Genomic DNA, 24,638 nt, shown 5'->3' with positions numbered 1-24,638 from the left:
CCTCCGATGTTAGTACTTTTTAAAAGTGTACCACTCCGAAGGTGTTTTATATTGTCTCAAAATTTTAGGTTAGCCCAAAGCATTTGTTTGCCATCAACCGGTTTTTTTCATGTATTACGGGAATTTAAAGTCGCAGGTAGCGGGATTTCATCGAACCAGTAAACACCAACCGTTTCCGCTCCGGCATGTGCCAAGATGGAGGGTCCGAACTGTGTGATATGAACGTCGAGTCCAGGGTGTTCTGTTACGATCAAACGTTTGAGTTCTTCAGCAGCGGCATGAGCGAGCGTATGACCGATATAAAGCGTTCGGTCATATACGCCTTCTGCGCTTACTTTGGCAGTGATCTCGGTCACCATCTCCTTGAATGCCTTTTTGATGGAACGGACCTTCTTAAAGGGAACAAGTCGTCCTTCTTCATTAAACTGTGCGATCGGTTTGATGTTCAGCATATTTGCCAGTAAAAACTGACTACCGGAAACACGACCACTTCGTCGCATCGTCTCCATGTTTCCGATGATCAGGTAAAAGTGTGATCTGTGCTTGAACGTTTCTAGTGTTTCCATGACTTCAGTCGGACCTTTGCCAGCAGCAACTAATCGTTGGGAGATCCGTAAAAGTTCCTGTTGATTGGCAGCACCTGTATACGAATCTATTGCGTATAGCTTGAAACCGACAGCTTCCGCCGCAGCGACCGAACTGGAGTAGGTACCACTTAGACCGCTTGTAATGTGGATGGCATACCCGTAGTCGTAACCGTCCTCAAGTAATTGTTCATACAACGTGACGAATTCGCCGAATGACGGTTGTGAAGTCGTAGGAGATACGTGAGCATCTTCTTTCATTTTTTGGTTCAGTTGTTCAATTGAGATATCGACATACTCCCGGTATGACTTCCCGTTTAATATGAGCAGTGTCGGTATCACATGGACTCCGATTTTTTCAGCCTCTCCTGGCTCGAAAAAAGCCATGCTATCGGTAATCCAAGCAATCTTATCCATGTATATGACGCCTCCATTAATATAACCATTTTGACCATCATACCATAGCTGTGAAAGCGGAATCACTAGCTAGCGCGTTTTTGTGAGACAGACGCGGTCGAAACGTGTCCAAACCATGAACTGATCCCAAAAGCGATTAAAGTAGGGATTAACCATTCAAGACTCTGGTTGACGAGTGGCAATGATTTATACAAGGCTGACACATTTCCTGGGAAAAGTGCGAGCTGATTCAATGCACTACAGAAGGAGAAGAAAATCGTGACTCCAAGTGTTGTCTGATAAACAACCGTCTTACGACGGAACAGGTGACGCATGAACGTTAACGCAATCAAGACGATGACAATCGGATAGAGGAACATCAAAACTGGAACGGCAATCGATAACAAAGTCTGCAATCCTACGATAGAGACAGTAAGACCGAGGACTGTCGTAAAGGTGCTTGCTCCTACCAAAGAGATGCGTGTCGAAAGAGTCATCATGTATTCGGAAAAGGCTGTAACGAGACCGACGGATGTTGTCAAACAGGCAAGTAGAATGGCAAGTCCGAGTACAGCGAGTCCGATTGATCCGAATGTCGTATTCGCATAATGTTGAAGCAACGTCGGACCGTCAACCTTACCAATCGCTGTAAACGTATTACGACCAATCATTCCAAGTCCAACATAAACGAGTGTCAAAGCGATTGCTGCAATCGTTCCTGCACGTGTGACCACTTTGAACTGAGCTGTTCGGTCATGCACACCACGACTTTTTAATGTATGAAGAACTACGACACCAAACACTAAAGCACCGAGAGCGTCGAGTGTCAAATAGCCTTGAAGGAATCCTTGAATGAAAGCTTGTCCTGTCGTCGCATACGATTCGTTTGGAGACGCTACGTCTGAGAGTGGTGAGATGATGCTGCTGATACTTAAAGCAGCAAGAGCAGTTAATAACAACGGTGTGATAAAGCGGCCGATGATCTCAAGTAATTTCCCCGGGCGTAATACGAGATAAAGGGTTGCTAGGAAAAATAGACTAGATGAAATGATCAATGTCATTTGTGAAGGTTCACCTAAAAATGGAACGACACCCAATTCATATGTGACGACTGATGTGCGCGGGATCCCAAAAAATGGACCAATCGCTACGTAAAGTGCAAACGTCAAGGCAGCACCGACGAATCGAGGAAGAGGTGCAGATAAAGTTTTGATTCCACCACCGACTGACGCGACAGCAAGCAGACCGAGTAAAGGAAGACCAACACCCGTTACGATGAATCCGAGGATGGCAGGAAGGAACTGTTTACCTGCAAGTGCGCCGAGTTCCGGCGGAAAAATCAGGTTACCAGCACCGAAAAATAAAGCGAAGATCATAAATCCTAAAGCAAACGTGTCTTTTGTCTTAAACATGTGTTGTCCTCCATTCATCAAAAAGTTCATAAAAAAAGCCTCACCCACGATGGTCGTGGATAGGCGTCATGTGATCAGACGCCTTGTCGAAATGACGAAAAGGGCCTGGATCTTCATCTTCTCGAATGAGAAATGAATCATCAGTCCCTGCTCCTAATCACAATCAGTCGTACTTGGATAAACGATGCGTAAGTCATGTGTGAAAACCTCCTGTTTGAATTTTTCTAAGAGTACCATGAAGAAATGAATAAAACAATATTTTCTGAAAATTCATCGATAAATAATTAAAAAAAACAAAATGCTCTTTCTTTAGAGTGCCTCTCTAAAGAAAGAGCAAACAAATCAGCTAGTCGCGATGGAACGCGTCTTTTTCTGACGTTTTAATTTATGGAGGAGCCAAGCGTGAACGACCTCACAGGACTGACGTGGTAACGTCAATTCAACGAGTGATTCCTGTTGATGCCCTTTGATGATGAACAGTCCATTTTCCTCATCAACAGGCGAAATGGTCATTGAACTTGCTTCATTCAGCGACAGTTTTACTTCTCCGAGCGTCGCATCCTTTAATTTAAGGATGTTTCCATTTGTCGCGAATTTCGTGAATGAGCCAATTCCGTTCACTTTTAACTGATCCATATTAAATTCCTCCTTCTACTGATTCCAGTACTATCCCTACAAAAAAAGCGGGTCTAACTTCTATCTTTAAAAGGTTATCCTCATTATAGCGAAGTCTTCGGAAGATGCTAGTCTTATTTTGTGTGAAAATTCGAAAAACTTTTTAACAATATTGTCATCTGGAATGAAAGACGTAACAAGAAGGAAGTATCCGTCACAATTCAAATAGAACAAAAGCATCCTTTTCCGAAAGAAAAAGATGCTAAAGGTCAATCTAACTCAAAACTCCATTTTTTCTTACGACAGACCAGCGTTCCTTTTCGAAGGATGGATTCTTTTTCGGCTTCGAAGTCTTCATGTAAGACTGTCATATCCTCATACCGACCTGCGACATAAACAGGAATCGTGATATTTCTTGAAAAAACGGATCGTTTTGCACTTTCGAAATCAATCAAGATACCTTCCCCGAGTAATCGGCGAATGTGAATCATGATTTCTGCCGTCAAAGCAATTGTGGCAACCGATCGCGCATGTTGTCTGAATTTTTTTTGTACGAGGTCGGAAATGATTTGCTCAACCCGCGTCCAGTCCTTTAAATAGACCGATGCGTGTAAACCATCATTTTCACTAAAGTATACGGTCTCATTTTCAATGGAGTTCAAGAATGGCAGCGGAGTTCCCCGTTTCATATGCATCAAGAACAATAATTCTGCAATTTCGACGTCCGTCAGCACATCCAGTGAATGAGATGAGCGAATATCAATGGCAATCAGCGGATGTCGCTGGACCTCTGTCGATTGCGAAAATTGTTCGATTTCATGTGCTTCGATGTAATGAAGCATTGTTCGAAAGGACTGTTTCGTCTGTTTAAACGTACTTCCTGAAACAAGTAAAGGACGCTTCAAATCGGCGGCAGCAGCGAAATCCGAGAAGTTTACCCCCGACATCGTCAACCGTTGATTCTCTTCGTCCTCATATAAGTAAAGTAACGCACTCGACATACCACTTCGCTTCCTTTCCCTGACTAACTACTTCATGATTTAATAGTAGCAAAACTTCGAATTGCCTGAAAGGATATTTACTCCTGAAAACGGGCATACTACATAGAGAAGCATAAAGAGGGGTGATGGAGCATGTGGGGCTTGCGAAAGCCGTTCCCGGAATTGCGGACCGAGCGCTTCATATTACGTGAACTCGAAAACCGTGACGCACGTGAACTGTTTAAAATCTTATCAGATGATGAAGTGATGTACTATTACGGATCGGATCCACTGGTGACGGTCTATGAGGCTAAAAATGTCATCAGTTACTTTAAGGAACAGTTCACACAAGGTAAAGCGATTCGCTGGGCGATTGCGGATGCCGAGACAAACCAATTGATTGGTACGATCGGTTTTCATAATTGGCTGTCTCAGTATCATCGGGCTGAAATCGGATTCGAAGTCAGTCAAGAGTACTGGCAACGTGGTGTGGCATCGGAAGCGGCACGGGCTGTATTAACATACGGTTTTAATGATTTTGCACTTCATCGCATCAGTGCACTGGTTGCGCCTGAAAATCTCGCTTCGAATGCATTAGTACAAAAATTAGGATTTCAAGCTGAAGGCGTGCTGGCAGATTATGCGTACAGTCATGGTCGTTTCATGGATTTGACGATGTATCGTATGCTGGCATCCGAATGGAAGGGATGAGGTAGTCATGGAAAAACAAACACTCGTATTGTTACACGGATTTACAGGAGGAACGGATTATTTCAATCGTGTAGAAGCAAATCTTCGGCATTCCTTTGATGTATTGCCTTTAAGTTTACCGGGGCACGAAGGACTTGATGTCGGACCGGATACTATAGAAGGATTCGCCGAATGGGTCATGCATGATCTAGAGCGGCGCGGTGTCGAAAAGCCGATTATCGTCGGTCACTCGTTCGGTGGCTATATCACGGCAGCAATCGTCGAAGCATATGCTGATCAAATCAATGGTTTTGGTCTTGTCTATTCGACGGCTAAAGCCGACGATGAACCAACCAAACAAAAACGGAATCAAAATATTTCACGTGTCGAGGACGTTGGTGTAAGAGAGTTCGTCAATGGTCTAGTACCATCGCTATTCGCAGAGGGCGCAGATGAATTTGCAGTGGCTGAAGCTTTGGAAATTGGCTACATGATGACCGTAGAGGGGGCAATCCGATCGCTTTCCGCGATGCGTGACCGACGGGATATGACGAAGGTACTCTCGAAAACAGATGTCAAAGGCGTCATCATTCATGGTACGAAAGATCCTTTGATTTCGGAAGAAAGTGCATTTGCTCCATCGAATGACCACATCTTACATCGGTCCACTGATAGCGGACATATGGGGATGCTTGAGACGCCGGAAGCATTTGTTGAGATCATCGAAGAAGCGTTCGTGTAAGAGAGAAGCCCTGCGGAATGACTGTAGGGCTTTTGCTTTGCATTTCGGATTGAATTTCTGAAATGATAAGAATGGAGGGGATAGAAATGAAAATCGTAGCGATTGAACCAACACCGAGTCCGAATAATATGAAAGTCATCGTGGATGAAGTTTTTTCAGAAAAAGGACAGACGTTTGAACATGCTTTTGGCGCACCGGAGCACATTCAGCGGCTACTAGAGATTCCAGGTGTTAAATTTGTTTACCAAGTCAGTGATTTCTTATCGATTGAACGTTATCCGAAATATGATTGGCGTTCGTTAGTGATCGATATTCGACGGGCCTTCGGGGAAACGTTGAACGATGTCGAACAACATGAGACAGATGCTGCGTTTGAGCCGGTCCATCTATTCGTACAGTTCATTCTAGGTGTACCGATGCAAATTAAAGGTGTCAAAGGACTAGAAGAAAAACGGGAAGGTTTATCGGAACGGTTCCGGGAAGCGGCACTCTTCGTACAACCTTTTGTTCAAAATGTGATCAGTGACCGTCGTTGGGTTGAACAAGCGCCAAGATATGGTGACCTCGACGAAAGTTTACGCGAAGTGGCGAATGAAATTGAGATTGCTTATCCGATCGAACGTCTAGAACGTCTGAAAGCTCTTGCTGCAGGTGAGGAAATTGCGTTCAGCGGACAAGCGATTCAGTCGACTGACTGGAAAGAGCGATTTGCGGCACTTGATGAGCTGCCTGTTGAGATGGAGTGGGTTCCGGCGTACGCTCGATTATTACAAGATGAAAAAATGCAGATTCGCCGCCAAGCAATCGTAAAACTCGGGATGTTCGAAGAGCATCGGGCAGAATTGCTCGAATATTTGACAAGTGCACTTCACGATCCTTCTGGAATCGTTCGCCGAACAGCAGGTGATACGATTTCGGACTGGGCGATGCCTGAAGCGGAACCGATGATGATGGAGGCACTAGCAGATAAAAATAAACTCGTACGTTGGCGAGCGGCACGCTTCCTCTTCGATGTCGGAACGGAACAATCGATTCCAAGGTTACGAGAAGCAAGCCGTGATCGTGAATATGAAGTGGCCTTACAGGCTGAACTGGCCTTGACGCGAATCGAGAGTGGGGAAGAAGCCCTAGGAACGGTATGGCAACAAATGAACCGAATGATTGACGAAAGTTCATAAGAACCTGAAAAAAACAAAGGGCAAAGAATCATTCGACAAAATGGGTCACGAAATGTCTAGGTATATTTTACCTGTTATCTAAAAATGATGGTAAAATAATCAAATTCTTCTTGTCATCTTTTTGAAATCGAAATGAAACGTGTTGGAAATGCTCGTTAAATCGTTTGTATGTAACAACTATATAGTAGATTCCAAATAATTCCTCGGCGTTCTGAAATATAGTTTTGAAATGAAATGTCGAATGACAATCCTCTTCTTGTTTCAGCTCTTTGGTACAGTAAACCTACAATAACGAATTCGAAACATGTAGGTCATCTCTTGGCTGGGCATATGAATGAGAAAAGGGGAGAATCGGGGATATGTTACTTTTCGCTGAAACAGATTTAGCAGTAGGATACAAGGAACGGACGGAATCGGGCGTGTATGTCACGATTGAAACAATTGATAGTCGGACGATTACATTAGTTGCACCAGTAAATGCAGCAGAAGATATCTGTGACGAATTATTTGCAACAGGGCTTGAACAATTGTTTTCATTCAAAATGAAAGCATCGACTTTACCGGTAGCGTAAGAACGGGCAAGCAGCGAGAGAGGAGGAACCTCTCTCGCTTTTTTTTGTGATAAAATGAATGGAGATAAGGAGGGATGAGATGAAACGTCTCTTTTTCGTTCTACTTCTTCTTACTGTTTGTTTAGCAGGTTGCCAGGAAAAGAAACAACAGGCAACAAAAACGATGAACGAACCGATTCAGATCACGGTCAAAACGACAAAGCAGGACGACATGATGCAATTAGACATTTCGTTAACGAATCCGAATGATCACAGTGTAACCGTGACGTATCCCTCCTCACAACGTTTTCAAGCACAATTAATTGATGCGAAACAACGTGTAACGTATGATTTTGAGAAAGAACAAGTATTCACACAAGCGATTGAAAAGGATACGTTCGCGAAGCGAGAAAGTAAACGATACACGGTTGAAGTACCGGCTTCACTTGCAAACGATAGTACGGAAGTGCGAGTTTCGACGGTTCGACAGTTCAAGGGAGCAAATGAGAAACAAACGACGGATCGACAAGCGCTTGATTCAAAGTGACAAATAAAAAAATGTGAAGGAGTGAAGAGATTCATGCAACAAGAAATCATCCAGGTGACAGGTGTAAAACCTGTCATTGATCCAGCACAGGAAGTAAGCGAACGTGTATCCTTCTTAAAGGCATACTTAAAACATACAGGGGCTAAAGGATTTGTCTTGGGTATCTCTGGCGGACAAGATTCATCGCTTGCGGGACGTCTATGCCAACTAGCGGTTGAAGAGCTACGAAAAGAAGAAGGGAAAGATGTCGCATTTTACGCAGTCCGCTTACCTTACGGAGAACAGCAGGATGAAGCAGATGCCCAAACGGCATTGACGTTCATTCAACCGGATCATTCACTCCGTGTAAATATCAAACCGGCGGTCGAAGCATCGATGCGAGCATTCGAAGAGGCAACAGGAGCAACGCTCTCTGATTTCAGTAAAGGAAATACGAAAGCGCGGGAACGTATGAAAAGCCAGTATGATTTGGCTGCCCATTACGGTTGTCTTGTCGTCGGAACGGATCACGCAGCCGAGTTCGTCACTGGATTTTATACGAAACACGGTGACGGTGCCTGCGACCTGACACCATTGACTGGATTAAACAAACGTCAAGGTAAACAGCTGTTACGTCATTTGAACGCACCGGAGGTCTTGATTGAAAAAATTCCGACGGCAGATCTTGAGGAAAATCGTCCAGCATTACCGGACGAAGTTGCACTCGGTATGACGTATGAAGAAATCGATGATTACTTGGAAGGCAAGACGGTTTCTGCCTCAAGCCAAGACAAGTTAGAGACGCAATACAAACGTGTTGGGCATAAGCATCATATGCCGGTTTCACCACTCGATGACTGGTGGAAAGCCTAATCGTGAATAAAAAGACGTGATTTCGTGAGCGAAATCACGTCTTTTTTGGTGTTCTTCGATTTCTCTTCGACGGTTAGGGGAAAAGACTAGAAATGATGGTGGAGGAGGCGAAGAGATGACGATTGGTATCATAGGTGGAGGGTTATCTGGATTGACAGCGGCGGCACTATTCGCAAAACAAGGGGAAAAGGTCACGCTTTGGGATGCCGGGTTACTCGGAGGACGTGCCACCTCTCAAACCGTGAAAGGATATACGTTTAATTACGGGGCACATGCCATATATGGACGAGATCAATCGATTCTTCGGAAATTAACGAAACAACTCGGTATTGAAGTGACGTGGCTCGATTTTTCAGCAAGTCGTGCAAAATATGAGTTTTCCGGCCATTTAACGGCAGTACCTGCAAATGCTTGGGGATTGCTTAAAACGGAAGTCATCGAAGGAACGGATAAAGTACGGTTTACGTGGGAAATCATCAAAACGATTTTACGAGTCGAGCGCGGCGATCCGCAACAATCGATCGGACAATGGTTAATAACGGAACGGGTCGATGAACCAGTCGCACAATTGATGCTTGATTTGGCATCGACGAACTTTTTTACAGCGGAGCCGGAGAAGATTCCGTCGAACGTTTATTTCGAGTACTATCAAAAACTGTTTCGGACACGTAAGCCGGTCTCTTATATCGAGGGAGGATGGCAGGGACTAGTGCAGGAGTTAGAGCGGATCATTTTAGAAAACCGAGGGATGATTCTGAAAAAAGCGAAAATCACAGCAGCTGAATCCACGACGACAGGATTTCTGATTCGGGATCGAAAAAAACAGGAGTGGATGGTCGACCGGCTGATTTTTGCCATACCGCCGCGTGAAATCGTTAAAATGGCGACGCCATCTGCCATTCAACAATTCGTCACGCCATACGCCAGTCATGAACCGGTCGAAGTATTCGTCTACGATCTTGGATTACAGCCTTATATCCAAACCCCTTATTCCTATATCTATGATCGGTCGCATCGTGCGTTCATCACGGATTTATCCCATTATGACGCAAGTCTTGCGCCGAAAGATGGTCAAGTCCTTCAAGCGATCGCCTATCTTGATCACAGGCGGCTAGAGGATCCCGAATACATCGATCACGTGCGAAGCGGAATCGAACAGATGTTAGACTTACACTTTTCAGATTGGCGACAACGGGTCGTTGCGGAACGGACGATTAAACGGGCGATCGTTCAAGAAATCAAATGGAAAATGGGACAGGCACCACTTTCGACACAACTTCCTGAACATGCGGACGTTGCATTTGTCGGAGACTGGTGTGAAGGGACGGGGCAACTCTCAGAGTTAGCGTTCTCAAGCGCCGTGAACGTCTTTAATCGATGGAAATGATTCACATGATAGAAATAAGGAGAAGCGCGTAATCGGCTTCTCCTTATTTTTTAGTCCTTTAAAGAGTTTACACCTTATGCTTCGTCGTTCGAACGTTTTGGGTAGCATGCTAGAATCAAGAGTAACGTAAAGGCGATCAGGCTCATCATCGGAATCGTCAAGAAACCAAAGTAGTTGACCCATTTGATGAGGCATCCGCTCGTACATAAAGCTTCGCCATCCGGTAAGCGCTCAAGGATGACATGGTATAGGGCAACACCAAAACCGGCCAGCACATACAGACGAACGAATAGAGGATCAATCGTTTTCGACCGGAATAAGGAAATAAGCAAATAAAAGGCTGTCGTGTACATGAAGAGCCGTTGCCACCAACAGAGCGGACAAGGAATGAACCCGCGAATTTCACTGAAATAGAGACTGCCAAGCGTTGCAATCGTTGAGATGATGAACATAAAATGATAGCGTGTCATATGTATCGTCCTTTCTAACATGTTAAACTAATGCCATCTTATATCATGAGGAGTCGAATCTCACATTGCAAGTGTCAGAAATGGAAATGTTGATCACCCTATCGGAAGAATTGAACATGAGAAGAGCAGCGGAACGACTATTCGTCTCACAACCTGCGCTTAGTCAACGTCTCGTTGCGATTGAGAGACGTTGGGGAACAAAACTGTTCATCCGTTCATCGCGCGGCTTAAGCATCACCCCGCAAGGAGAAAAAGTGATCGGTCTCGCAAAAGAGATGAATCGAAAAGAACTTGAACTAAAAAGTGAATTGACGGCAGAAGAAGGTGCTGTCTACGGAACGCTTCGGATTGCCGTTGCCTCCATCATGGGTCAGTACTGGCTGCCGCGTGTCTTGAAACGATTCGTCGAACGTTACCCGCATGTTCGCGTTCAGCTCGTGACAGGATGGTCGAGTGAAATGATGCGTCATATGTTGGAAGAGCATTTTCATATCGGTATCATTCGCGGGAATCCGGATTGGAAAGGTGTCAAAGAGCGCCTGTTCTCCGATCCGCTCTATCTTGTCGATAGTGAGCTGACGTCAATCGAGCAGTTGCGGGTGACGGATCGACCGTTCATCCAGTTCAAGAGTGATTCGACCTATTACCAAGAAATTTTAGAATGGTGGCAAGATCGGTTTGCAAGTCCACCATCCCGGACACTTGTCGTCGATCAAATCGAGACATGCAAACAGATGGCGTTACATGGAATCGGTTTTGCTATCCTGCCCGAATCGACGATCCAACATTCGAATGAAGTCATGCAACTTCCGTTGAAAACCTCATCCGGAAAAGTGCTGAAGCGAGATACGTGGATCTTATCTACGGAATCGATGCTTGAATTAAAACAAGTCCAAGCGTTTTGGGACATCGTAAAAGAAGAAGGAGGAAGTCAGTCAGATGGAATACGCCATTGAAATGCGGCGCGCGCTTCATAAAATACCAGAACCGGGGTTCAAGGAATTTAAGACGCAAGCTTTTATATTGGAACAAATTCGTGCCTATCCACCAGACCGTGTCACGTATGATACATTCGAAACAGGTGTCTTTGTCCGGGTGAAAGGATTGACGGGAAACCGGACGATCGGTTACCGAGCGGACATTGATGGATTGCCGATCGAAGAAGCAACAGGACTGCCGTTTTGCTCGGAACATCCAGGCTTCATGCACGCCTGTGGTCACGATATGCATACGTCGATTGCGCTAGGCTTGATGCAACGGATCGTCGAACTCCCGGTCATGGATGATGTCGTCTTTTTATTCCAACCAGCGGAAGAAGGTCCGGGCGGGGCGGAGCCGATGATCAAAAGTCCGTTGTTCGAAAAATATCGTCCAAGTGAGATGTATGGTCTACACGTGGCACCAGAATATCCAGTCGGTACGATTGCGAGTCGCCCGGGTGTCCTGTTTGCAAGTGCTCGGGAAGTCCATATCACGATTTATGGACAAAGCGGTCATGCAGCATTTCCTCACTTGACGATTGATACGGTCGTCGCGCAAGCCGCTCTCATCATGCAATTACAGACGATTGTCAGCCGTTCGATCAATCCGATGAACTGCAGTGTCATTACGATCGGTAGAGTGGATGCAGGTATTCGTGAGAACGTCATTGCCGGAAAAGCAGTCCTTGACGGTACGATGCGTGCACTAAATGGAGAAGATATGGAGAAATTAGAGCGTCGTGTCCGTGAAATCATTCGGGGAATCGAAGCATCGTTCGGGGTCAAGATTGATCTTCAATTCGGAAATCGATACTACGAGGTCGTCAACGACCAGCATATCGTCGATAAATTTTCATCGTTCGTTAAAATGAATGCGAACTACATCGAATGTGATGCAGCGATGACCGGTGAAGATTTCGGTTTCATGCTTAAAGAAATTCCCGGCATGATGTTTTGGCTCGGTGTCGATAATCCGACATCAGGTCTGCATCAACCAACGTTGAACCCAGATGAAGCAGCGATCCCATTCGTCATCGATTTACTCGACCACTACTTCCGGGAATATGTTTAAAAAGTTTTATAGAATAATAAAGGAATTACAGCTTTCCCTTTCGAATTCAAGAACGGGAAAGCTTTTTATATATGTAGGAATAAGAGTTTTCGAACATTTTGTGAAGAAAATCACGTGCATATGTGAACAATTTGTTACATCAAACATTATAAACAGACACAAAGGGTTATGTTCTCTATGATACGGTTATAGACCATATAGAGAAGTATGTTTTAGGAAGAGGGGGCTATATACATGTTCAATGATCCCGTAGTGCTCAGTCGATTGTTGACAGGGCTCACACTAGCGTTTCACATTATATTCGCGACGATTGGCGTCGGGGTACCGCTCATGGTACTGGCAGCTGAATTCATCGGTCTGAAACGAAAAGATCCGGATTATATTTTATTAGCAAGACGGTGGACGCGTGGATATGTCGTCACCGTAGCAGTCGGTGTCGTAACAGGGACAGCAATCGGGCTGCAACTATCATTACTTTGGCCGTCACTCATGCAGGTAGCTGGCCAAACGATTGCCTTACCGCTATTCATGGAGACATTTGCATTCTTCTTTGAAGCGATTTTCCTTGGGATCTACCTGTACACATGGGACCGTTTCAAAAACCCATGGTTGCACTGGTTGATCGGAATTCCGGTCGTCATTGGTGCGACAGCATCAGCGTTCTTCATCACGACGGTCAACTCATTCATGAACTCACCTGAAGGATTTAAGATCGTCAATGGTACATTGACGCAAATCGAACCGTTAAAAGCAATGTTCAACACTGCTACACCGACGAAAGCGACACACGTCATCGTCTCGGCATACTTGACAGTTGCCTTTATCTTAGCGGCGATTGCAGCGTTCCATCTGCTTCGGAAAAAAACGATTTCAGCAGCAGAAACGGCGTATCACAAAAAGGCACTTCGTCTAACTGTCATGGCTGGTCTGATTTTCGCGTTCTCGACAGCACTTGTCGGTGACTTCTCAGGGAAATATTTAGCGAAATACCAGCCGGAAAAACTAGCAGCTGCGGAATGGCATTTTGATACGACCAGTGAAGCCGAACTGATTTTCGGTGGTATTCTGGATCAACAAGAAGACGGTAGTTATGAAATCAAGGGTGCCGTCAAAATTCCATATGCACTCTCGATTCTTGCAGGGGGAGCACCGAACACGGAAGTCATTGGTCTAAACGAGTTTGCAAAAGAAGATCAGGCACCATTGATCGTCCACTACTTCTTCGATATCATGGTATCGATCGGGATGTATCTGGCAGCTATCTCCGCCTTGTTCATCCTAGCGTTCCGCTTGAAAAAACTGAATCCCTATAACAAGTGGATTTTACGAGGGGTATTCATCGGTGGTCCGCTAGCGATGATTTCGATCGAAGCCGGATGGATGTATGCTGAAATCGGTCGTCAACCTTGGACGCTTTATGGCATCATGCGAACAGCGGATGCGGCGACGACGTCAACAGCCGTTGGTCCGATGCTGATTCTATTCAGTGCGCTGTATCTGGTGCTCGGAACGATTTGTACGGTTGTCTTGTTACGGATGTTCAAGAAAAACCCTGTCGGTAAAGAACTTCAAGAACTTGCTGAGAACCACCACGCGCGTGGTGAAGCAATGTTCGTCGATGATAACAAGTAAGGAGGGAACGATTTGGACGTTCAAACACTAGGGATTACGGTCCTTTGGACTTTCCTGTACGGATATCTCATCGTTGCCTCAATTGACTTCGGTGCTGGATTTTATGCTTTCTATTCGAAATACACGAAGCGAGACCATTTAACGAATCGCTTGATTCTTCGTTACCTCTCTCCTGTCTGGGAGGTAACGAACGTCTTCTTCGTCTTCTTCTTCGTCGGACTTGTCGGGTTCTTCCCGGATACGGCTTATTATTTTGGTACGGCTTTACTCGTACCGGCCTCCATCGTACTCGTATTGATTGCGATTCGTGGTAGTTTTTATGCCTTTGCCAATTATGGCTCTAATAACAGTATGTTCTATACATTCCTATACGGTGCAACGGGTCTTTTGATTCCGGCAGCGATGTCGACGACGTTGACGATCAGTCAAGGTGGTTTCATCCGGAAAACGAATGAAACGGTCGAATTTCTAGGTACAAAACTGTTTTCGAATTTCTATTCGTGGACAGTCGTAGCGCTCGCAATCGTATCCGTTTTGTACATCAGTGCCATGTTTTTACTGTTTTATGCAGATAAAGCGAAGGATGAAGGTGCAACTCCTTTGATTCGTAAATGGGCCCTTTTCTGGAGCGGACCGACGATTCTTGTCTGTGCACTTGTCTTCTTCGGTTTGAAAAATCAAGCCGCATGGCATTATGAAAACATCCTGAACGGAAACTGGTGGTGGTTTGCTGCAAGTTTCATTTTCTTCCTCATCGCTGTGACACTTGTCTACATGAAGAAGAATTATGGGATTGCCTTCGTTGCGGTCATGCTACAGTATGGAGTGGCATGGTTCGGTTACGGTTATACGCACTTACCGTATATCTTGTATCCATATATCGATATCAACAAAGCGGTCGTTAACGAAACGATGGCTTCCGCACTCGTCGTCGTCTTCATCTTCGGGCTCTTACTCTTGATTCCGGCGTTGTACTTGATTTTACGACTCTTCTTGTTCGATAACGATTATGTACGTGGGAGATCCTCAAAATAATGGATGAATAAACGCCTCTGCGAATCGCAGGGGCGTTTATAGTAATTTTAAAATGAATCGGGTACACTACTAAGGAAGAGCGATTGTGAAGGAGAGTTGTGAAAATGAATGGAGAGTTTGCAGTAATTGGACTAGGGCGTTTTGGTGGCTCTATCGTCCGAGAACTATCAAAAAATGGTTACGATGTCTTAGCGATTGATTCAGACGAAGAGCGAGTCAATGAATTCATGGGAATTGCGACGCACTCGGTCATTGCAGATACGACAGATGAAAATGTCTTGAAAAGTCTCGGGATTCGAAACTTTGATCATGTCATCGTCGCTATCGGTGAGAACATTCAAGCGTCTATCTTAACGACATTGATTTTAAAGGAATTAGGCGTACAATCGATTACCGTTAAAGCGACGAATGATTACCATGAAAAGGTATTGCGGAAAATCGGTGCGGATTTCATCGTTCATCCGGAGCGAGACATGGGTGTCCGAATTGCAAACGGTTTGATGAGTTCAAATATTCTCGACTATCTGGATTTATCACAAGAGTTTTCGATCGTCGAAATCAAAGTCAGTGACAAGATGGCGAATAAAACGTTGATTGATCTCGATCTCCGAAGTAAGTATGGGGCGAACGTCGTTGCGATTAAACGTGGCGAAACGGTCATGATTTCTCTTCAGGCGGACGAGATGATTGAAAAAGGGGATTATCTTGTCGTCATTGGTGAAAATGAAGACCTTGATCGATTAGAACGGGCTATCCATAAAGTAAAGAACTAAAAAAAGCTGAGGCACGCCTCAGCTTTTGTATATATCGATCAAATGAGTTGGAATTCCTTAAGACCATGTGCGATGCCGTCGTCTAGAATCGATTTCGTGACATAGTCAGCAGCGGCTTTCGTTTCCGGAAGGCCGTTGCCCATCGCGATACCAGTACCGACGTAGCGGAGCATCTCTAAATCGTTGAGGGCGTCCCCAAAAGCAAAGGTATCCTCCCGGCGAATGTTCGTCAGCTTCAGGAACTGTTTGATGCCTTCCGCTTTCGAAGAACCGACATTGATGACATCCATCGCATGGGGATGCCAGCGAATGAAATCAAACGCATCATACCGCTTGACGTACTCGGCTTCTTCTTCCGCCGTACAGTAGACAAGCGTTTGAAACACATCATGTGATAAAAAGGCCTCTTCATCGTGAACCGGTAACGGCATGTCGAGATCACCTAGCGAATCGACGACATGAAAATCATTTGCTTTCGTCGTGAAGCCTGTTGTTTCACCAAGGTAGACGAGTGTATGTCCATTTTCCTTCGCTTGTTGCGTCAAGTGTGTCAAATCTGTCTTTGGTTGGGGACGTTTGTAGATAATCTCATTTTGATGAACGACGATTTGCCCGTTGTAACCGATGATTGTATCGATATTGAGCAGTTCGCGGATGCCGGATAACATAGCAGGTCCGCGTCCGGTTGCAAGCGCTACATACACACCGTTTTCCTGAAGCTTACGAATTGCCTGTTTTGTTGATTCCGGAACAAAATGACCATCATGCAATAAGGTTCCGTCGATATCGAAAAAGACGACTTTCTGATTTGCCATGGTTTCACCTTCTCTTTTTAATTGGTCTTATCGACCTGTTCATGTGAAAGTATAGCATAACCAAAAGCGTGTTGCCGGAAGGGAACATGCGGAATAAGGATGAAAAATAGTCCGTGTATCGTGTATACTGTACTAAGGACAAAAAACAATGTACTGATAAGGAGTTGCTAGGCATGATTTTTAAAGTATTTTACCAACCGCTTCGTTCGGAAGCACCTGTTCGCGAACGGACAGAAACGATGTATGTAGAAGGGGAAAGCATTCGTGACGTGCGATCAACGATTGACCACCTTAAAGATATCAACATCGAGTTCATCCGCGAAGTCAGTGGAGAATTTTTGACATACGAACAACAACATCCTGACTTTAAGGTTGCGACGTTCGAATGAAGTTCGTCAAAAACCATCAAGCCGCCGTCTTCGCACTCGGTGGACTTGGGGAAATCGGAAAGAACACGTATGTCGTTCAATTCCAAGATGAGATCATCGTCATTGATGCCGGTGTCATGTTCCCAGAAGACGAATTACTCGGAATCGACTATGTCATTCCAGATTACACGTACTTGATCAAGAACAAGGACAAGGTCAAAGGGGTCTTCATCACCCACGGTCACGAAGACCACATTGGCGGACTGCCTTTCTTGCTTAAACAAGTCAACTTACCGATTTACGCAGGAAAGATTGCGATGGGACTCATCAAAGTGAAACTCGAAGAGCACGGTTTGCTTCGAAATGCAGAATTGCATGAAATCGATGAAGATTCAATCATCAAGTTCCGCAAGACAAGCATCTCATTCTTCCGGACGACCCACTCGATTCCGAATTCGTTCGGTGTCGTCGTTAAAACACCACAAGGGAACATCGTTCATACGGGCGATTTCAAGTTCGATTTCACACCAGTCGGAGAACCTGCTGATTTAGCAAAAATGGCCGAGCTTGGTAAAGAAGGCGTTCTTTGTCTCTTGTCGGATTCAACGAATGCGGAAGTGGAAGGGTTTACGATGAGTGAACGTGTCGTCGGAGAGACGATCTCAGACATCTTCCGCAAAGCGGAAGGACGAATCATCTTCGCGACGTTTGCGTCAAACATCTATCGTCTACAACAGGTTGTCAACGCTTCTGTTGAAGCAGGACGTAAAATCGTGGTCTTCGGACGAAGCATGGACAAGGTCATGATGATCGGTCAAGAACTCGATTTCATTAAGGCGCCAAAAGGAACCATCATTGAGCCGAATGAGATGAAACGTTATAAATCGAATGAATTAACGATTCTTTGTACGGGTTCACAAGGGGAACCGATGGCGGCTCTTAGCCGGATCGCAAACGGAACGCACCGTCAAATCTCAATCATTCCGGATGATCTCGTCATCTTCTCTTCGTCACCAATCCCAGGAAACGTCGTTTCCGTCGGGAAGACGATCAACCAGCTGTATAAAGCTGGAGCCGATGTCATGTACGGTAAGTTAAACGATATCCATACATCGGGTCACGGTAGTCAACAAGAGCAATTGCTCATGTTACGTCTACTGAATCCAAAGTATTTCATGCCGATTCACGGGGAATACCGGATGCTGAAGAAGCATATGTCGCTTGCGATGGATGCTGGTGTACCGGAAGAGAACTGTTTCGTCATGGATAACGGTGAAGTCCTCGCACTTGATGCAAATGCTGCTGCTATCACTGGTAAGATTCAAGCAAATGCCGTCTATGTCGACGGAAAAGGAATCGGTGATATCGGAAATATCGTCCTGCGCGACCGCCGGATCCTGTCTGAAGAAGGACTTGTCGTCGTCGTCGTCACACTTGACTCGAAGACGAACCGTCTCGTCTCAGGACCGGATATCATCTCGCGTGGTTTCGTCTACATGCGTGAATCAGGCAATCTGATCAAAGATGCGGAACGTCTACTCAAGCGTTCACTTGATCAATCGCTTGCGAACCGTAATACGAAATGGACGGACATCAAACAAGTCATCAATGATACGCTCACACCGTATTTAACAGAAAAAACACAACGTCATCCGATGGTCATGCCGATCATCATGGAAGTCTGATTCAAAAAAATCCTCGTCTCCGAAAACGGAAACGAGGATTTTTGTATTACGTGGCAGGACCGTATTCCTTAAACGGTTCTTTTTTATCAATCCGATCATAGAACATGACACCATCTAGATGGTCGTATTCGTGTTGGCAGACGATGGCTTTCATCCCTTTTAACCGTAATTTTACAGGATTTCCGTTATGATCGATGCCAGTTAGGGTAATACGCATATAGCGCGGTACATGTCCTTCGACTTCACGATCGACGGACAAACATCCTTCGCCGCCCGTTAAATAGGTCTGCTCGACAGAATGGCTGATGATTTTTGGGTTATAGATACCGAATTCCAATACATCATCACCATCCGGTAAGCGGATCGCGAACATGCGCTTGTTGACACCGATTTGTGGCGCTGCAAGTCCGATGCCACTTCTTAAATCGTATTTCTTCGCAATTTCATCATCTTGACTGTTGGCGAGGAACTCGCGCATGAGTCGCATCGTTTCCTTATCCTCATCGCTGAGAGGGAAGGTCACTTCGACTGACCGTTCGTGAAGAGCCGGAACGTCTTCGCGTACGATTTCATTCATGGTAATCATGAACAACACTCCTTTCGTCTACAAAAAGTATAGCATAGGAAAGTGGGGAATGATGACAACTAACACAGCAGGAAATTATCGAATGATACAGAAGATGGAATATTCTAGTTTTGTGATTGAATTCACAATATGAAGAGCGAAAAAAATAAAACATTTCCTTTGATTTTAAGGTGTTACAGATTTATACTTGTAACGTAATGAACAAGACACTATACCGTGTCGATTCATGATAATACAGTTTACTCAACTGAATAGGTACACAGACACATGTTCAAAGGATAGTCACACGGGACTTCGTTTTTTGGACACTATTGTCATGTGGGCAAATCAGTCAGAGGAATATTTCGCTGAACGCAGTGAAAGGATGAGGTGAAAAGATGAACGTAAACATGTTTAAAAACGTGGAAGAAAACTTTGAAACGTTCCGCATTCTTGACGAGAAAGGTGAAGTCGTCAACAAAGACGCTATGCCAGATCTCTCGGACGAAGAGCTTACGGAATTAATGCGCCGTCTCGTATACACACGTATCTGGGACCAACGTGCAATCTCACTTAACCGTCAAGGACGTCTTGGTTTCTATGCTCCAGTAGCTGGACAAGAAGCGTCAATGATCGGTACGCAATTCGCTTTGGACAAAGAGGACTGGATTCTTCCTGGATACCGTGATATTCCACAAATGGTCTTCCATGGTTTCCCACTTTACAAAGCATTCTTGTTCTCACGTGGTCACGTTACAGGTGGTAAGATTCCTGAAGATGTTAACGTCTTAATGCCGCAAATCATCATCGGTGCGCAGATCGTTCAAGCGGCTGGTGTTGCTCTTGGTCTTAAGAAAAGTGGTAAAGAACAAGTTGCGATCACTTACACAGGTGATGGTGGTTCTTCACAAGGGGACTTCTATGAAGGGATGAACTTCGCTGGAGCTTTCAAAGCACCTGCTATCTTCGTCGTTCAAAACAACCGTTTCGCTATCTCGACACCAGTCGAAAAGCAATCAATGGCGAAAACAATCGCTCAAAAAGCTGTCGCTGCTGGGATCAATGGTATCCAAGTCGACGGTATGGACGTTCTCGCTGTCTACGCAGCTACGAAACAAGCGCGTGTTGAAGCACTCAACGGTGTTCCGACATTGATTGAAACATTGACTTACCGTTACGGACCACACACACTCGCTGGTGATGATCCAACACGTTACCGTACAAAAGACATGGATGATGAGTACCAAGCACAAGATCCACTCATCCGTTTCCGTGCGTTCATGGAAGCAAAAGGTCTTTGGAACGAAGAGAAAGAGAACGAAGTCATCGAGCAAGCAAAAGCTGACGTGAAGGAAGCACTTGCACAAGCTGACAAAGAACCAAAACAAAAAGTTACAGATTTCATCAACGTGATGGCTGAAAAGCTTCCACAAAACCTGCAAGAGCAGCTTGATGAGTATACAGCAAAGGAGTCGAAATAACCCATGGCACAAATGACGATGATCCAAGCGATCACTGACGCAATGCGCGTCGAGATGAAACGCGACGAACAAGTTCTCTTGTTCGGTGAAGACGTCGGTAAAAACGGTGGGGTATTCCGTGCGACAGAAGGTCTTCAAGATGAGCTCGGCGAAGACCGCGTCTTCGATACACCACTTGCGGAATCAGGTATTGGTGGTCTTGCTGTCGGATTCAGTCTGACAGGATTCCGTCCAATCATGGAAATCCAATTCTTCGGATTCGTATTCGAAGTCTTCGATTCAGTCGCAGCACAACTTGCGCGTCTCCGTTACCGTTCAGGCGGCACATACAGTGCACCTGTTACAATCCGTTCACCATTCGGTGGCGGTGTTAAGACACCGGAACTTCACGCAGATAACCTCGAAGGACTCATGGCTCAGTCACCAGGACTTAAAGTTGTCATTCCTTCAACACCTTACGATGCAAAAGGTCTCTTGATCGCGTCAATCCGTGACAACGACCCAGTCGTTTTCCTTGAGCACATGAAACTCTACCGTTCATTCCGCGGTGAAGTGCCAGAGGGCGACTACACAATCGAACTCGGAAAAGCAGATGTAAAACGTGAAGGTACAGACGTGACGATCGTCACTTACGGTGCGATGGTACACGCTTCACTTAAAGCAGCGGAAGAGCTCGAAAAAGAAAACATCAGCGTCGAAATCATCGACTTGATGACAATCAGCCCAATCGATATCGATACGATTCTTGAGTCTGTTAAAAAGACAAACCGTGTCGTCGTCGTTCAAGAAGCACAAAAACAAGCGGGTGTCGCTGCGATGGTCGCTACTGAAATCCAAGAACGTGCCATCCTTGACCTCGAAGCACCGATTCTTCGTGTTGCTGCACCAGATACAATCTTCCCGTTCGCACAAGGGGAAGACGTTTGGATCCCAGATCATAAAGATATCGTCGAGAAAGTCAAAACTGTCTACAATTTCTAAGAGCAATCCGGAAAAGAGGAGAGGGGTCCATTCTCTCCTTGCTTCCGTTTTTACAGATAACAATCGACTAGAAGAGTGAACTAAAAGGAGGCATATTCAAATGGGTTTATTTGAATTCAAATTGCCGGATATCGGTGAGGGTATTCATGAAGGTGAAATCGTAAAGTGGTTCGTAAAAGCGGGCGACACTGTCAAGGAAGACGACGTTCTTCTTGAAGTACAAAACGATAAAGCAGTCGTTGAAATCCCATCACCAGTTGATGGTACGGTCAAAGATGTAAAAGTGGACGAAGGTGTCGTAGCTGTCGTAGGCGACGTCCTCATCTCATTCGAAGTCGAAGGCGAAGGGTCTGCTCCTTCTGAAGAAGCAGAGCAACCAAAAGCTGAAGACAACGCGAAAGACGTTCAAGATACGGATCAAAAAGTGGAAGATAAACCGAACGAGGTTCAAATCCATAAATCAGAACGCGTTATCGCAATGCCTTCTGTCCGTAAATATGCACGTGAAAAAGGTGTCGACATCCGTGAAGTCCAAGGTTCTGGAGACAACGGTCGTGTCGTCAAAGAAGACATCGATGCATTCGCAAACGGTGGTCAAACTTCTGAAGCACCAGCAACAGAAGAAAAAGCACCAGCTGCAGCTGCTTCTGCACCAAAAACAGAAGTTAAGCCATATGTTGCTGCTCAACCTGAACTCGAAACACGCGAGAAAATCAAAGGAATCCGTAAAGCGATTTCGAAAGCAATGGTTAACTCGAAACATACAGCTCCACACGTAACACTCATGGACGAAGTCGATGTTACGAACCTCGTAGCACTCCGTAAAAACTTCAAAGAAGTTGCGGCTGCTCAAGGTACGAAATTGACTTACCTTCCGTTCGTCGTCAAAGCATTGACTGCTGCTGCTAAAAAATACCCAGCTATCAACGCATCAATCGACGATGTCAACGAAGAAATCGTCTACAAAAACTACTTCAACATCGGTATCGCTGCAGATACGGACAACGGTCTTGTCGTACCAGTCGTTAAAGATGCAGATCGTAAATCGATCTTCTCACTCGCTGACGACATCAACGATCTTGCTGGTAAAGCACGCGAAGGTAAACTTTCTGGCGACGAGATGAAAGGCGGATCAATCACGATCACTAACATCGGTTCTGCTGGCGGTCAGTGGTTCACACCAGTCATCAACCACCCAGAAGTGGCAATCCTCGGTATCGGCCGTATCGCTGAAAAAGCAGTCGTTAAAAACGGCGAAATCGTTGCTGCACCAGTTCTTGCACTTTCATTCAGCTTCGACCACCGTCTCATCGATGGTGCAACTGCACAAAATGCGCTTAACTTAGTTAAACGTCTATTGAACGACCCACAACTTCTCATCATGGAGGGATAAGCAATGGTAGTAGGTGAATTCGCACAAGAAACAGATTTACTCGTAATCGGGGCTGGCCCTGGTGGTTACGTTGCTGCAATCCGCGGCGCGCAACTCGGTATGAAAGTCACAATCGTTGAACGTGAAAACGTCGGCGGTGTCTGCTTAAACGTTGGATGTATCCCGTCAAAAGCCTTGATCACTGCAGGACACAACTTCCAGCATGCTAAAGGTTCAAGCGACATGGGAATCACTTCTGAGAATGCAACTGTCGATTTCTCGAAAGTTCAATCTTGGAAACAATCTGTCGTCAACAAATTGACTGGCGGCGTTAGTGGTCTTCTTAAAGGGAACAAAGTCGAGACTGTCGTTGGGGAAGCGTACTTCCAATCAGAAGATACAGTCCGTATCATCAACGAAGATTCTTCGACTCCTTACAAATTCAAGAAATGTATCATCGCGACAGGTTCGACTCCAATCGAACTTCCAGCTTTCAAATGGTCGAAACGCGTTCTTTCTTCAACAGGCGCATTGAACCTTCCTGAAATCCCGAAAAAACTCATCGTCATCGGTGGTGGATACATCGGGATGGAGCTTGGTACAGCGTATGCGAACTTCGATACAGAAGTCGTCATTCTTGAAGGAACAAAAGATATCCTTTCTGGTTTTGAGCCTGCTATGACGCAAGTCGTTAAGAAAAAGCTCAAACAAAAAGGGAACATCACGATCCACAACGAAGCACTTGCTCAAAGTGTGGAAGAGTCGGAAGACGGCGTAAAAGTAACATTCGAAGTCAACGGTGAAGCACAAACAGTTGAAGCGGACTATGTCCTCGTCACTGTCGGTCGCCGTCCGAACACAAGCGATCTCGGTCTTGAAATGGCAGAAGTCAAAGTCAGCGACCGCGGTCTTGTTGAAATCGACGATCAGTGCCGTACTTCGAACGAAAACATCTACGCAATCGGTGATATCGTTCCAGGACCACCACTTGCACACAAAGCTTCATTCGAAGCTAAAATTGCTGCTGAAGCAGCTGCAGGACACCCTGCATACCTCGACTACAGCGCGATTCCAGCGGTCGTCTTCACAGACCCAGAACTCGCGACAGTCGGTTACACGGAAGCGCAAGCGAAAGAAGAAGGACTCGATTACATCGCGTCTAAATTCCCTTACGCTGCGAATGGTCGTGCACTTGCACTCAACGAGCCAGACGGCTTCTTGAAAATGATCACTCGTAAATCAGATGGTCTCTTGATCGGCGCGCAAATCGCTGGTACAGGCGCTTCTGATATGATCGCTGAAATGGGACTCGCTATCGAGTCTGGTATGACTGCTGAAGATATCGCACTCACAATCCACGCGCACCCATCACTCGGTGAAATCGCAATGGAAACTGCTGAAGTGGCGATCGGTAGCCCGATCCACATCATTAAATAATTATGAAACACCTCATGCACGGGGAGCCGACCGTGTAT

25 protein-coding genes are annotated in these 24,638 nt (G+C 45.4%); 18 read left to right on the top strand and 7 right to left on the bottom strand.

Annotated elements, in window-relative coordinates; all coding sequences use genetic code 11:
• Positions 1 to 107: 107 nt before the first annotated feature.
• From ACRPK8_RS04645 to ACRPK8_RS04630, 4 genes are all read right to left on the bottom strand, one after another.
• Positions 108 to 1,001 (bottom strand): DegV family protein, encoded by an 894-nt coding sequence (locus ACRPK8_RS04645; protein ID WP_432237131.1) that lies wholly within the window; start codon positions 999 to 1,001, stop codon positions 108 to 110.
• A 65-nt stretch (positions 1,002 to 1,066) separates the two neighbouring features.
• Positions 1,067 to 2,392 (bottom strand): branched-chain amino acid transport system II carrier protein, encoded by a 1,326-nt coding sequence (brnQ, locus tag ACRPK8_RS04640; protein ID WP_432237130.1) that lies wholly within the window; start codon positions 2,390 to 2,392, stop codon positions 1,067 to 1,069.
• 342 nt (positions 2,393 to 2,734) lie between these two features.
• Positions 2,735 to 3,028: a hypothetical protein gene (locus tag ACRPK8_RS04635; protein WP_432237129.1), complete on the bottom strand. Its 294-nt coding sequence runs from the start codon at positions 3,026 to 3,028 to the stop codon at positions 2,735 to 2,737.
• Between the two features lie 248 nt (positions 3,029 to 3,276).
• Positions 3,277 to 4,008, bottom strand: a complete 732-nt coding sequence (locus ACRPK8_RS04630) for a hypothetical protein (RefSeq protein ID WP_432237128.1) — start codon at positions 4,006 to 4,008, stop codon at positions 3,277 to 3,279.
• 132 nt (positions 4,009 to 4,140) lie between these two features.
• Here ACRPK8_RS04630 and ACRPK8_RS04625 point away from each other — a divergent pair, with 132 nt between their 5' ends.
• From ACRPK8_RS04625 to ACRPK8_RS04595, 7 genes are all read left to right on the top strand, one after another.
• Entirely contained in the window at positions 4,141 to 4,698 is a 558-nt protein-coding gene (locus tag ACRPK8_RS04625; protein ID WP_432237127.1) for a GNAT family N-acetyltransferase, read from the top strand.
• 7 nt (positions 4,699 to 4,705) lie between these two features.
• Positions 4,706 to 5,419: an alpha/beta fold hydrolase gene (locus tag ACRPK8_RS04620; protein WP_432237126.1), complete on the top strand. Its 714-nt coding sequence runs from the start codon at positions 4,706 to 4,708 to the stop codon at positions 5,417 to 5,419.
• Positions 5,420 to 5,505: 86 nt separating this feature from the next.
• Positions 5,506 to 6,597 (top strand): conserved virulence factor C family protein, encoded by a 1,092-nt coding sequence (locus ACRPK8_RS04615; RefSeq protein WP_432237125.1) that lies wholly within the window; start codon positions 5,506 to 5,508, stop codon positions 6,595 to 6,597.
• A 359-nt stretch (positions 6,598 to 6,956) separates the two neighbouring features.
• Positions 6,957 to 7,169 carry a hypothetical protein gene (locus tag ACRPK8_RS04610; RefSeq protein WP_432237124.1) on the top strand — a complete coding sequence of 71 codons (213 nt, stop codon included), beginning with the start codon at positions 6,957 to 6,959 and terminating at the stop codon, positions 7,167 to 7,169.
• A gap of 79 nt (positions 7,170 to 7,248) precedes the next feature.
• Positions 7,249 to 7,695, top strand: a complete 447-nt coding sequence (locus ACRPK8_RS04605) for a BsuPI-related putative proteinase inhibitor (RefSeq protein WP_432237123.1) — start codon at positions 7,249 to 7,251, stop codon at positions 7,693 to 7,695.
• A 33-nt stretch (positions 7,696 to 7,728) separates the two neighbouring features.
• Entirely contained in the window at positions 7,729 to 8,547 is an 819-nt protein-coding gene (gene nadE / locus ACRPK8_RS04600; RefSeq protein WP_432237122.1) for an ammonia-dependent NAD(+) synthetase, read from the top strand.
• 115 nt (positions 8,548 to 8,662) lie between these two features.
• Positions 8,663 to 9,934, top strand: a complete 1,272-nt coding sequence (locus ACRPK8_RS04595; protein ID WP_432237121.1) for an FAD-dependent oxidoreductase — start codon at positions 8,663 to 8,665, stop codon at positions 9,932 to 9,934.
• 74 nt (positions 9,935 to 10,008) lie between these two features.
• On the opposite strand, the gene ACRPK8_RS04590 is transcribed toward ACRPK8_RS04595, so the two are convergent.
• Entirely contained in the window at positions 10,009 to 10,404 is a 396-nt protein-coding gene (locus ACRPK8_RS04590; RefSeq protein ID WP_432237120.1) for a disulfide bond formation protein B, read from the bottom strand.
• A 65-nt stretch (positions 10,405 to 10,469) separates the two neighbouring features.
• On the opposite strand from ACRPK8_RS04590, the gene ACRPK8_RS04585 reads away from it, so the two are divergent.
• The 5 genes from ACRPK8_RS04585 to ACRPK8_RS04565 all read left to right on the top strand — a co-directional run bounded on the left by ACRPK8_RS04585 (position 10,470) and on the right by ACRPK8_RS04565 (position 15,896).
• Entirely contained in the window at positions 10,470 to 11,360 is an 891-nt protein-coding gene (locus ACRPK8_RS04585) for a LysR family transcriptional regulator (protein ID WP_053453890.1), read from the top strand.
• Positions 11,344 to 12,456 carry an N-acetyldiaminopimelate deacetylase gene (locus ACRPK8_RS04580; protein ID WP_432237119.1) on the top strand — a complete coding sequence of 371 codons (1,113 nt, stop codon included), beginning with the start codon at positions 11,344 to 11,346 and terminating at the stop codon, positions 12,454 to 12,456. Before ACRPK8_RS04585 ends, ACRPK8_RS04580 begins: the two co-directional genes overlap by 17 nt.
• Before the next feature lie 234 nt (positions 12,457 to 12,690).
• Positions 12,691 to 14,088 carry a cytochrome ubiquinol oxidase subunit I gene (locus tag ACRPK8_RS04575; RefSeq protein WP_432237118.1) on the top strand — a complete coding sequence of 466 codons (1,398 nt, stop codon included), beginning with the start codon at positions 12,691 to 12,693 and terminating at the stop codon, positions 14,086 to 14,088.
• 12 nt (positions 14,089 to 14,100) lie between these two features.
• A complete protein-coding gene (locus tag ACRPK8_RS04570; protein ID WP_432237117.1) occupies positions 14,101 to 15,123 on the top strand; it encodes a cytochrome d ubiquinol oxidase subunit II in 1,023 nt (340 codons plus the stop codon).
• A 104-nt stretch (positions 15,124 to 15,227) separates the two neighbouring features.
• A complete protein-coding gene (locus ACRPK8_RS04565; RefSeq protein WP_432237116.1) occupies positions 15,228 to 15,896 on the top strand; it encodes a potassium channel family protein in 669 nt (222 codons plus the stop codon).
• Between the two features lie 38 nt (positions 15,897 to 15,934).
• On the opposite strand, the gene ACRPK8_RS04560 is transcribed toward ACRPK8_RS04565, so the two are convergent.
• Complete coding sequence (locus tag ACRPK8_RS04560; protein ID WP_432237115.1) at positions 15,935 to 16,711, bottom strand: Cof-type HAD-IIB family hydrolase; 777 nt, start codon at positions 16,709 to 16,711, stop codon at positions 15,935 to 15,937.
• Positions 16,712 to 16,884: 173 nt separating this feature from the next.
• On the opposite strand from ACRPK8_RS04560, the gene ACRPK8_RS04555 reads away from it, so the two are divergent.
• Entirely contained in the window at positions 16,885 to 17,100 is a 216-nt protein-coding gene (locus tag ACRPK8_RS04555) for a DNA-dependent RNA polymerase subunit epsilon (protein ID WP_023468855.1), read from the top strand.
• Positions 17,097 to 18,764, top strand: a complete 1,668-nt coding sequence (rnjA, locus tag ACRPK8_RS04550; RefSeq protein WP_035406688.1) for a ribonuclease J1 — start codon at positions 17,097 to 17,099, stop codon at positions 18,762 to 18,764. The genes ACRPK8_RS04555 and rnjA overlap by 4 nt, the downstream gene beginning before the upstream one ends.
• A gap of 46 nt (positions 18,765 to 18,810) precedes the next feature.
• Here the strand turns inward: rnjA and def are convergent, their stop codons facing one another.
• Positions 18,811 to 19,350, bottom strand: a complete 540-nt coding sequence (gene def, locus ACRPK8_RS04545) for a peptide deformylase (protein WP_432237114.1) — start codon at positions 19,348 to 19,350, stop codon at positions 18,811 to 18,813.
• Positions 19,351 to 19,727: 377 nt separating this feature from the next.
• Here def and pdhA point away from each other — a divergent pair, with 377 nt between their 5' ends.
• The 4 genes from pdhA (at position 19,728) to lpdA (ending at position 24,600) form a co-directional block, all read left to right on the top strand.
• The gene (pdhA, locus tag ACRPK8_RS04540) at positions 19,728 to 20,810 is read left to right on the top strand and encodes a pyruvate dehydrogenase (acetyl-transferring) E1 component subunit alpha (protein ID WP_432237113.1); all 1,083 of its coding nucleotides are present in this window, start codon (positions 19,728 to 19,730) and stop codon (positions 20,808 to 20,810) included.
• A gap of 3 nt (positions 20,811 to 20,813) precedes the next feature.
• Positions 20,814 to 21,791, top strand: coding sequence for an alpha-ketoacid dehydrogenase subunit beta (locus ACRPK8_RS04535; RefSeq protein WP_432237112.1), 978 nt, complete (start codon positions 20,814 to 20,816; stop codon positions 21,789 to 21,791).
• Between the two features lie 100 nt (positions 21,792 to 21,891).
• A complete protein-coding gene (locus ACRPK8_RS04530; protein WP_432237111.1) occupies positions 21,892 to 23,184 on the top strand; it encodes a dihydrolipoamide acetyltransferase family protein in 1,293 nt (430 codons plus the stop codon).
• Between the two features lie 3 nt (positions 23,185 to 23,187).
• On the top strand, positions 23,188 to 24,600 hold the full coding sequence (gene lpdA, locus ACRPK8_RS04525; protein ID WP_432237110.1) for a dihydrolipoyl dehydrogenase: 1,413 nt from the start codon (positions 23,188 to 23,190) through the stop codon (positions 24,598 to 24,600).
• Positions 24,601 to 24,638: the final 38 nt, after the last annotated feature.

This window comes from Exiguobacterium sp. TDN 0502 (genome assembly GCF_050846835.1).
Lineage (GTDB): Bacteria > Bacillota > Bacilli > Exiguobacteriales > Exiguobacteriaceae > Exiguobacterium_A.
This window is presented reverse-complemented; position numbering and strand designations above follow the sequence as displayed.

What these genes read in the sequence shown, in the direction of transcription:
- ACRPK8_RS04645 (WP_432237131.1), bottom strand. Translation starts at nt 1,001, where the DNA reads ATGGATAAGATTGCTTGGATTACCGATAGCATGGCTTTTTTCGAGCCA.
- ACRPK8_RS04610 (WP_432237124.1), top strand. Translation starts at nt 6,957, where the DNA reads ATGTTACTTTTCGCTGAAACAGATTTAGCAGTAGGATACAAGGAACGG.
- ACRPK8_RS04620 (WP_432237126.1), top strand. Translation starts at nt 4,706, where the DNA reads ATGGAAAAACAAACACTCGTATTGTTACACGGATTTACAGGAGGAACG.
- ACRPK8_RS04590 (WP_432237120.1), bottom strand. Translation starts at nt 10,404, where the DNA reads ATGACACGCTATCATTTTATGTTCATCATCTCAACGATTGCAACGCTT.
- brnQ (WP_432237130.1), bottom strand. Translation starts at nt 2,392, where the DNA reads ATGTTTAAGACAAAAGACACGTTTGCTTTAGGATTTATGATCTTCGCT.
- lpdA (WP_432237110.1), top strand. Translation starts at nt 23,188, where the DNA reads ATGGTAGTAGGTGAATTCGCACAAGAAACAGATTTACTCGTAATCGGG.
- ACRPK8_RS04560 (WP_432237115.1), bottom strand. Translation starts at nt 16,711, where the DNA reads ATGGCAAATCAGAAAGTCGTCTTTTTCGATATCGACGGAACCTTATTG.
- nadE (WP_432237122.1), top strand. Translation starts at nt 7,729, where the DNA reads ATGCAACAAGAAATCATCCAGGTGACAGGTGTAAAACCTGTCATTGAT.
- ACRPK8_RS04530 (WP_432237111.1), top strand. Translation starts at nt 21,892, where the DNA reads ATGGGTTTATTTGAATTCAAATTGCCGGATATCGGTGAGGGTATTCAT.
- ACRPK8_RS04615 (WP_432237125.1), top strand. Translation starts at nt 5,506, where the DNA reads ATGAAAATCGTAGCGATTGAACCAACACCGAGTCCGAATAATATGAAA.
- ACRPK8_RS04625 (WP_432237127.1), top strand. Translation starts at nt 4,141, where the DNA reads ATGTGGGGCTTGCGAAAGCCGTTCCCGGAATTGCGGACCGAGCGCTTC.
- pdhA (WP_432237113.1), top strand. Translation starts at nt 19,728, where the DNA reads ATGAACGTAAACATGTTTAAAAACGTGGAAGAAAACTTTGAAACGTTC.
- ACRPK8_RS04635 (WP_432237129.1), bottom strand. Translation starts at nt 3,028, where the DNA reads ATGGATCAGTTAAAAGTGAACGGAATTGGCTCATTCACGAAATTCGCG.
- ACRPK8_RS04595 (WP_432237121.1), top strand. Translation starts at nt 8,663, where the DNA reads ATGACGATTGGTATCATAGGTGGAGGGTTATCTGGATTGACAGCGGCG.
- ACRPK8_RS04535 (WP_432237112.1), top strand. Translation starts at nt 20,814, where the DNA reads ATGGCACAAATGACGATGATCCAAGCGATCACTGACGCAATGCGCGTC.
- ACRPK8_RS04605 (WP_432237123.1), top strand. Translation starts at nt 7,249, where the DNA reads ATGAAACGTCTCTTTTTCGTTCTACTTCTTCTTACTGTTTGTTTAGCA.
- ACRPK8_RS04580 (WP_432237119.1), top strand. Translation starts at nt 11,344, where the DNA reads ATGGAATACGCCATTGAAATGCGGCGCGCGCTTCATAAAATACCAGAA.
- ACRPK8_RS04565 (WP_432237116.1), top strand. Translation starts at nt 15,228, where the DNA reads ATGAATGGAGAGTTTGCAGTAATTGGACTAGGGCGTTTTGGTGGCTCT.
- ACRPK8_RS04630 (WP_432237128.1), bottom strand. Translation starts at nt 4,008, where the DNA reads ATGTCGAGTGCGTTACTTTACTTATATGAGGACGAAGAGAATCAACGG.
- rnjA (WP_035406688.1), top strand. Translation starts at nt 17,097, where the DNA reads ATGAAGTTCGTCAAAAACCATCAAGCCGCCGTCTTCGCACTCGGTGGA.
- ACRPK8_RS04555 (WP_023468855.1), top strand. Translation starts at nt 16,885, where the DNA reads ATGATTTTTAAAGTATTTTACCAACCGCTTCGTTCGGAAGCACCTGTT.
- ACRPK8_RS04575 (WP_432237118.1), top strand. Translation starts at nt 12,691, where the DNA reads ATGTTCAATGATCCCGTAGTGCTCAGTCGATTGTTGACAGGGCTCACA.
- def (WP_432237114.1), bottom strand. Translation starts at nt 19,350, where the DNA reads ATGATTACCATGAATGAAATCGTACGCGAAGACGTTCCGGCTCTTCAC.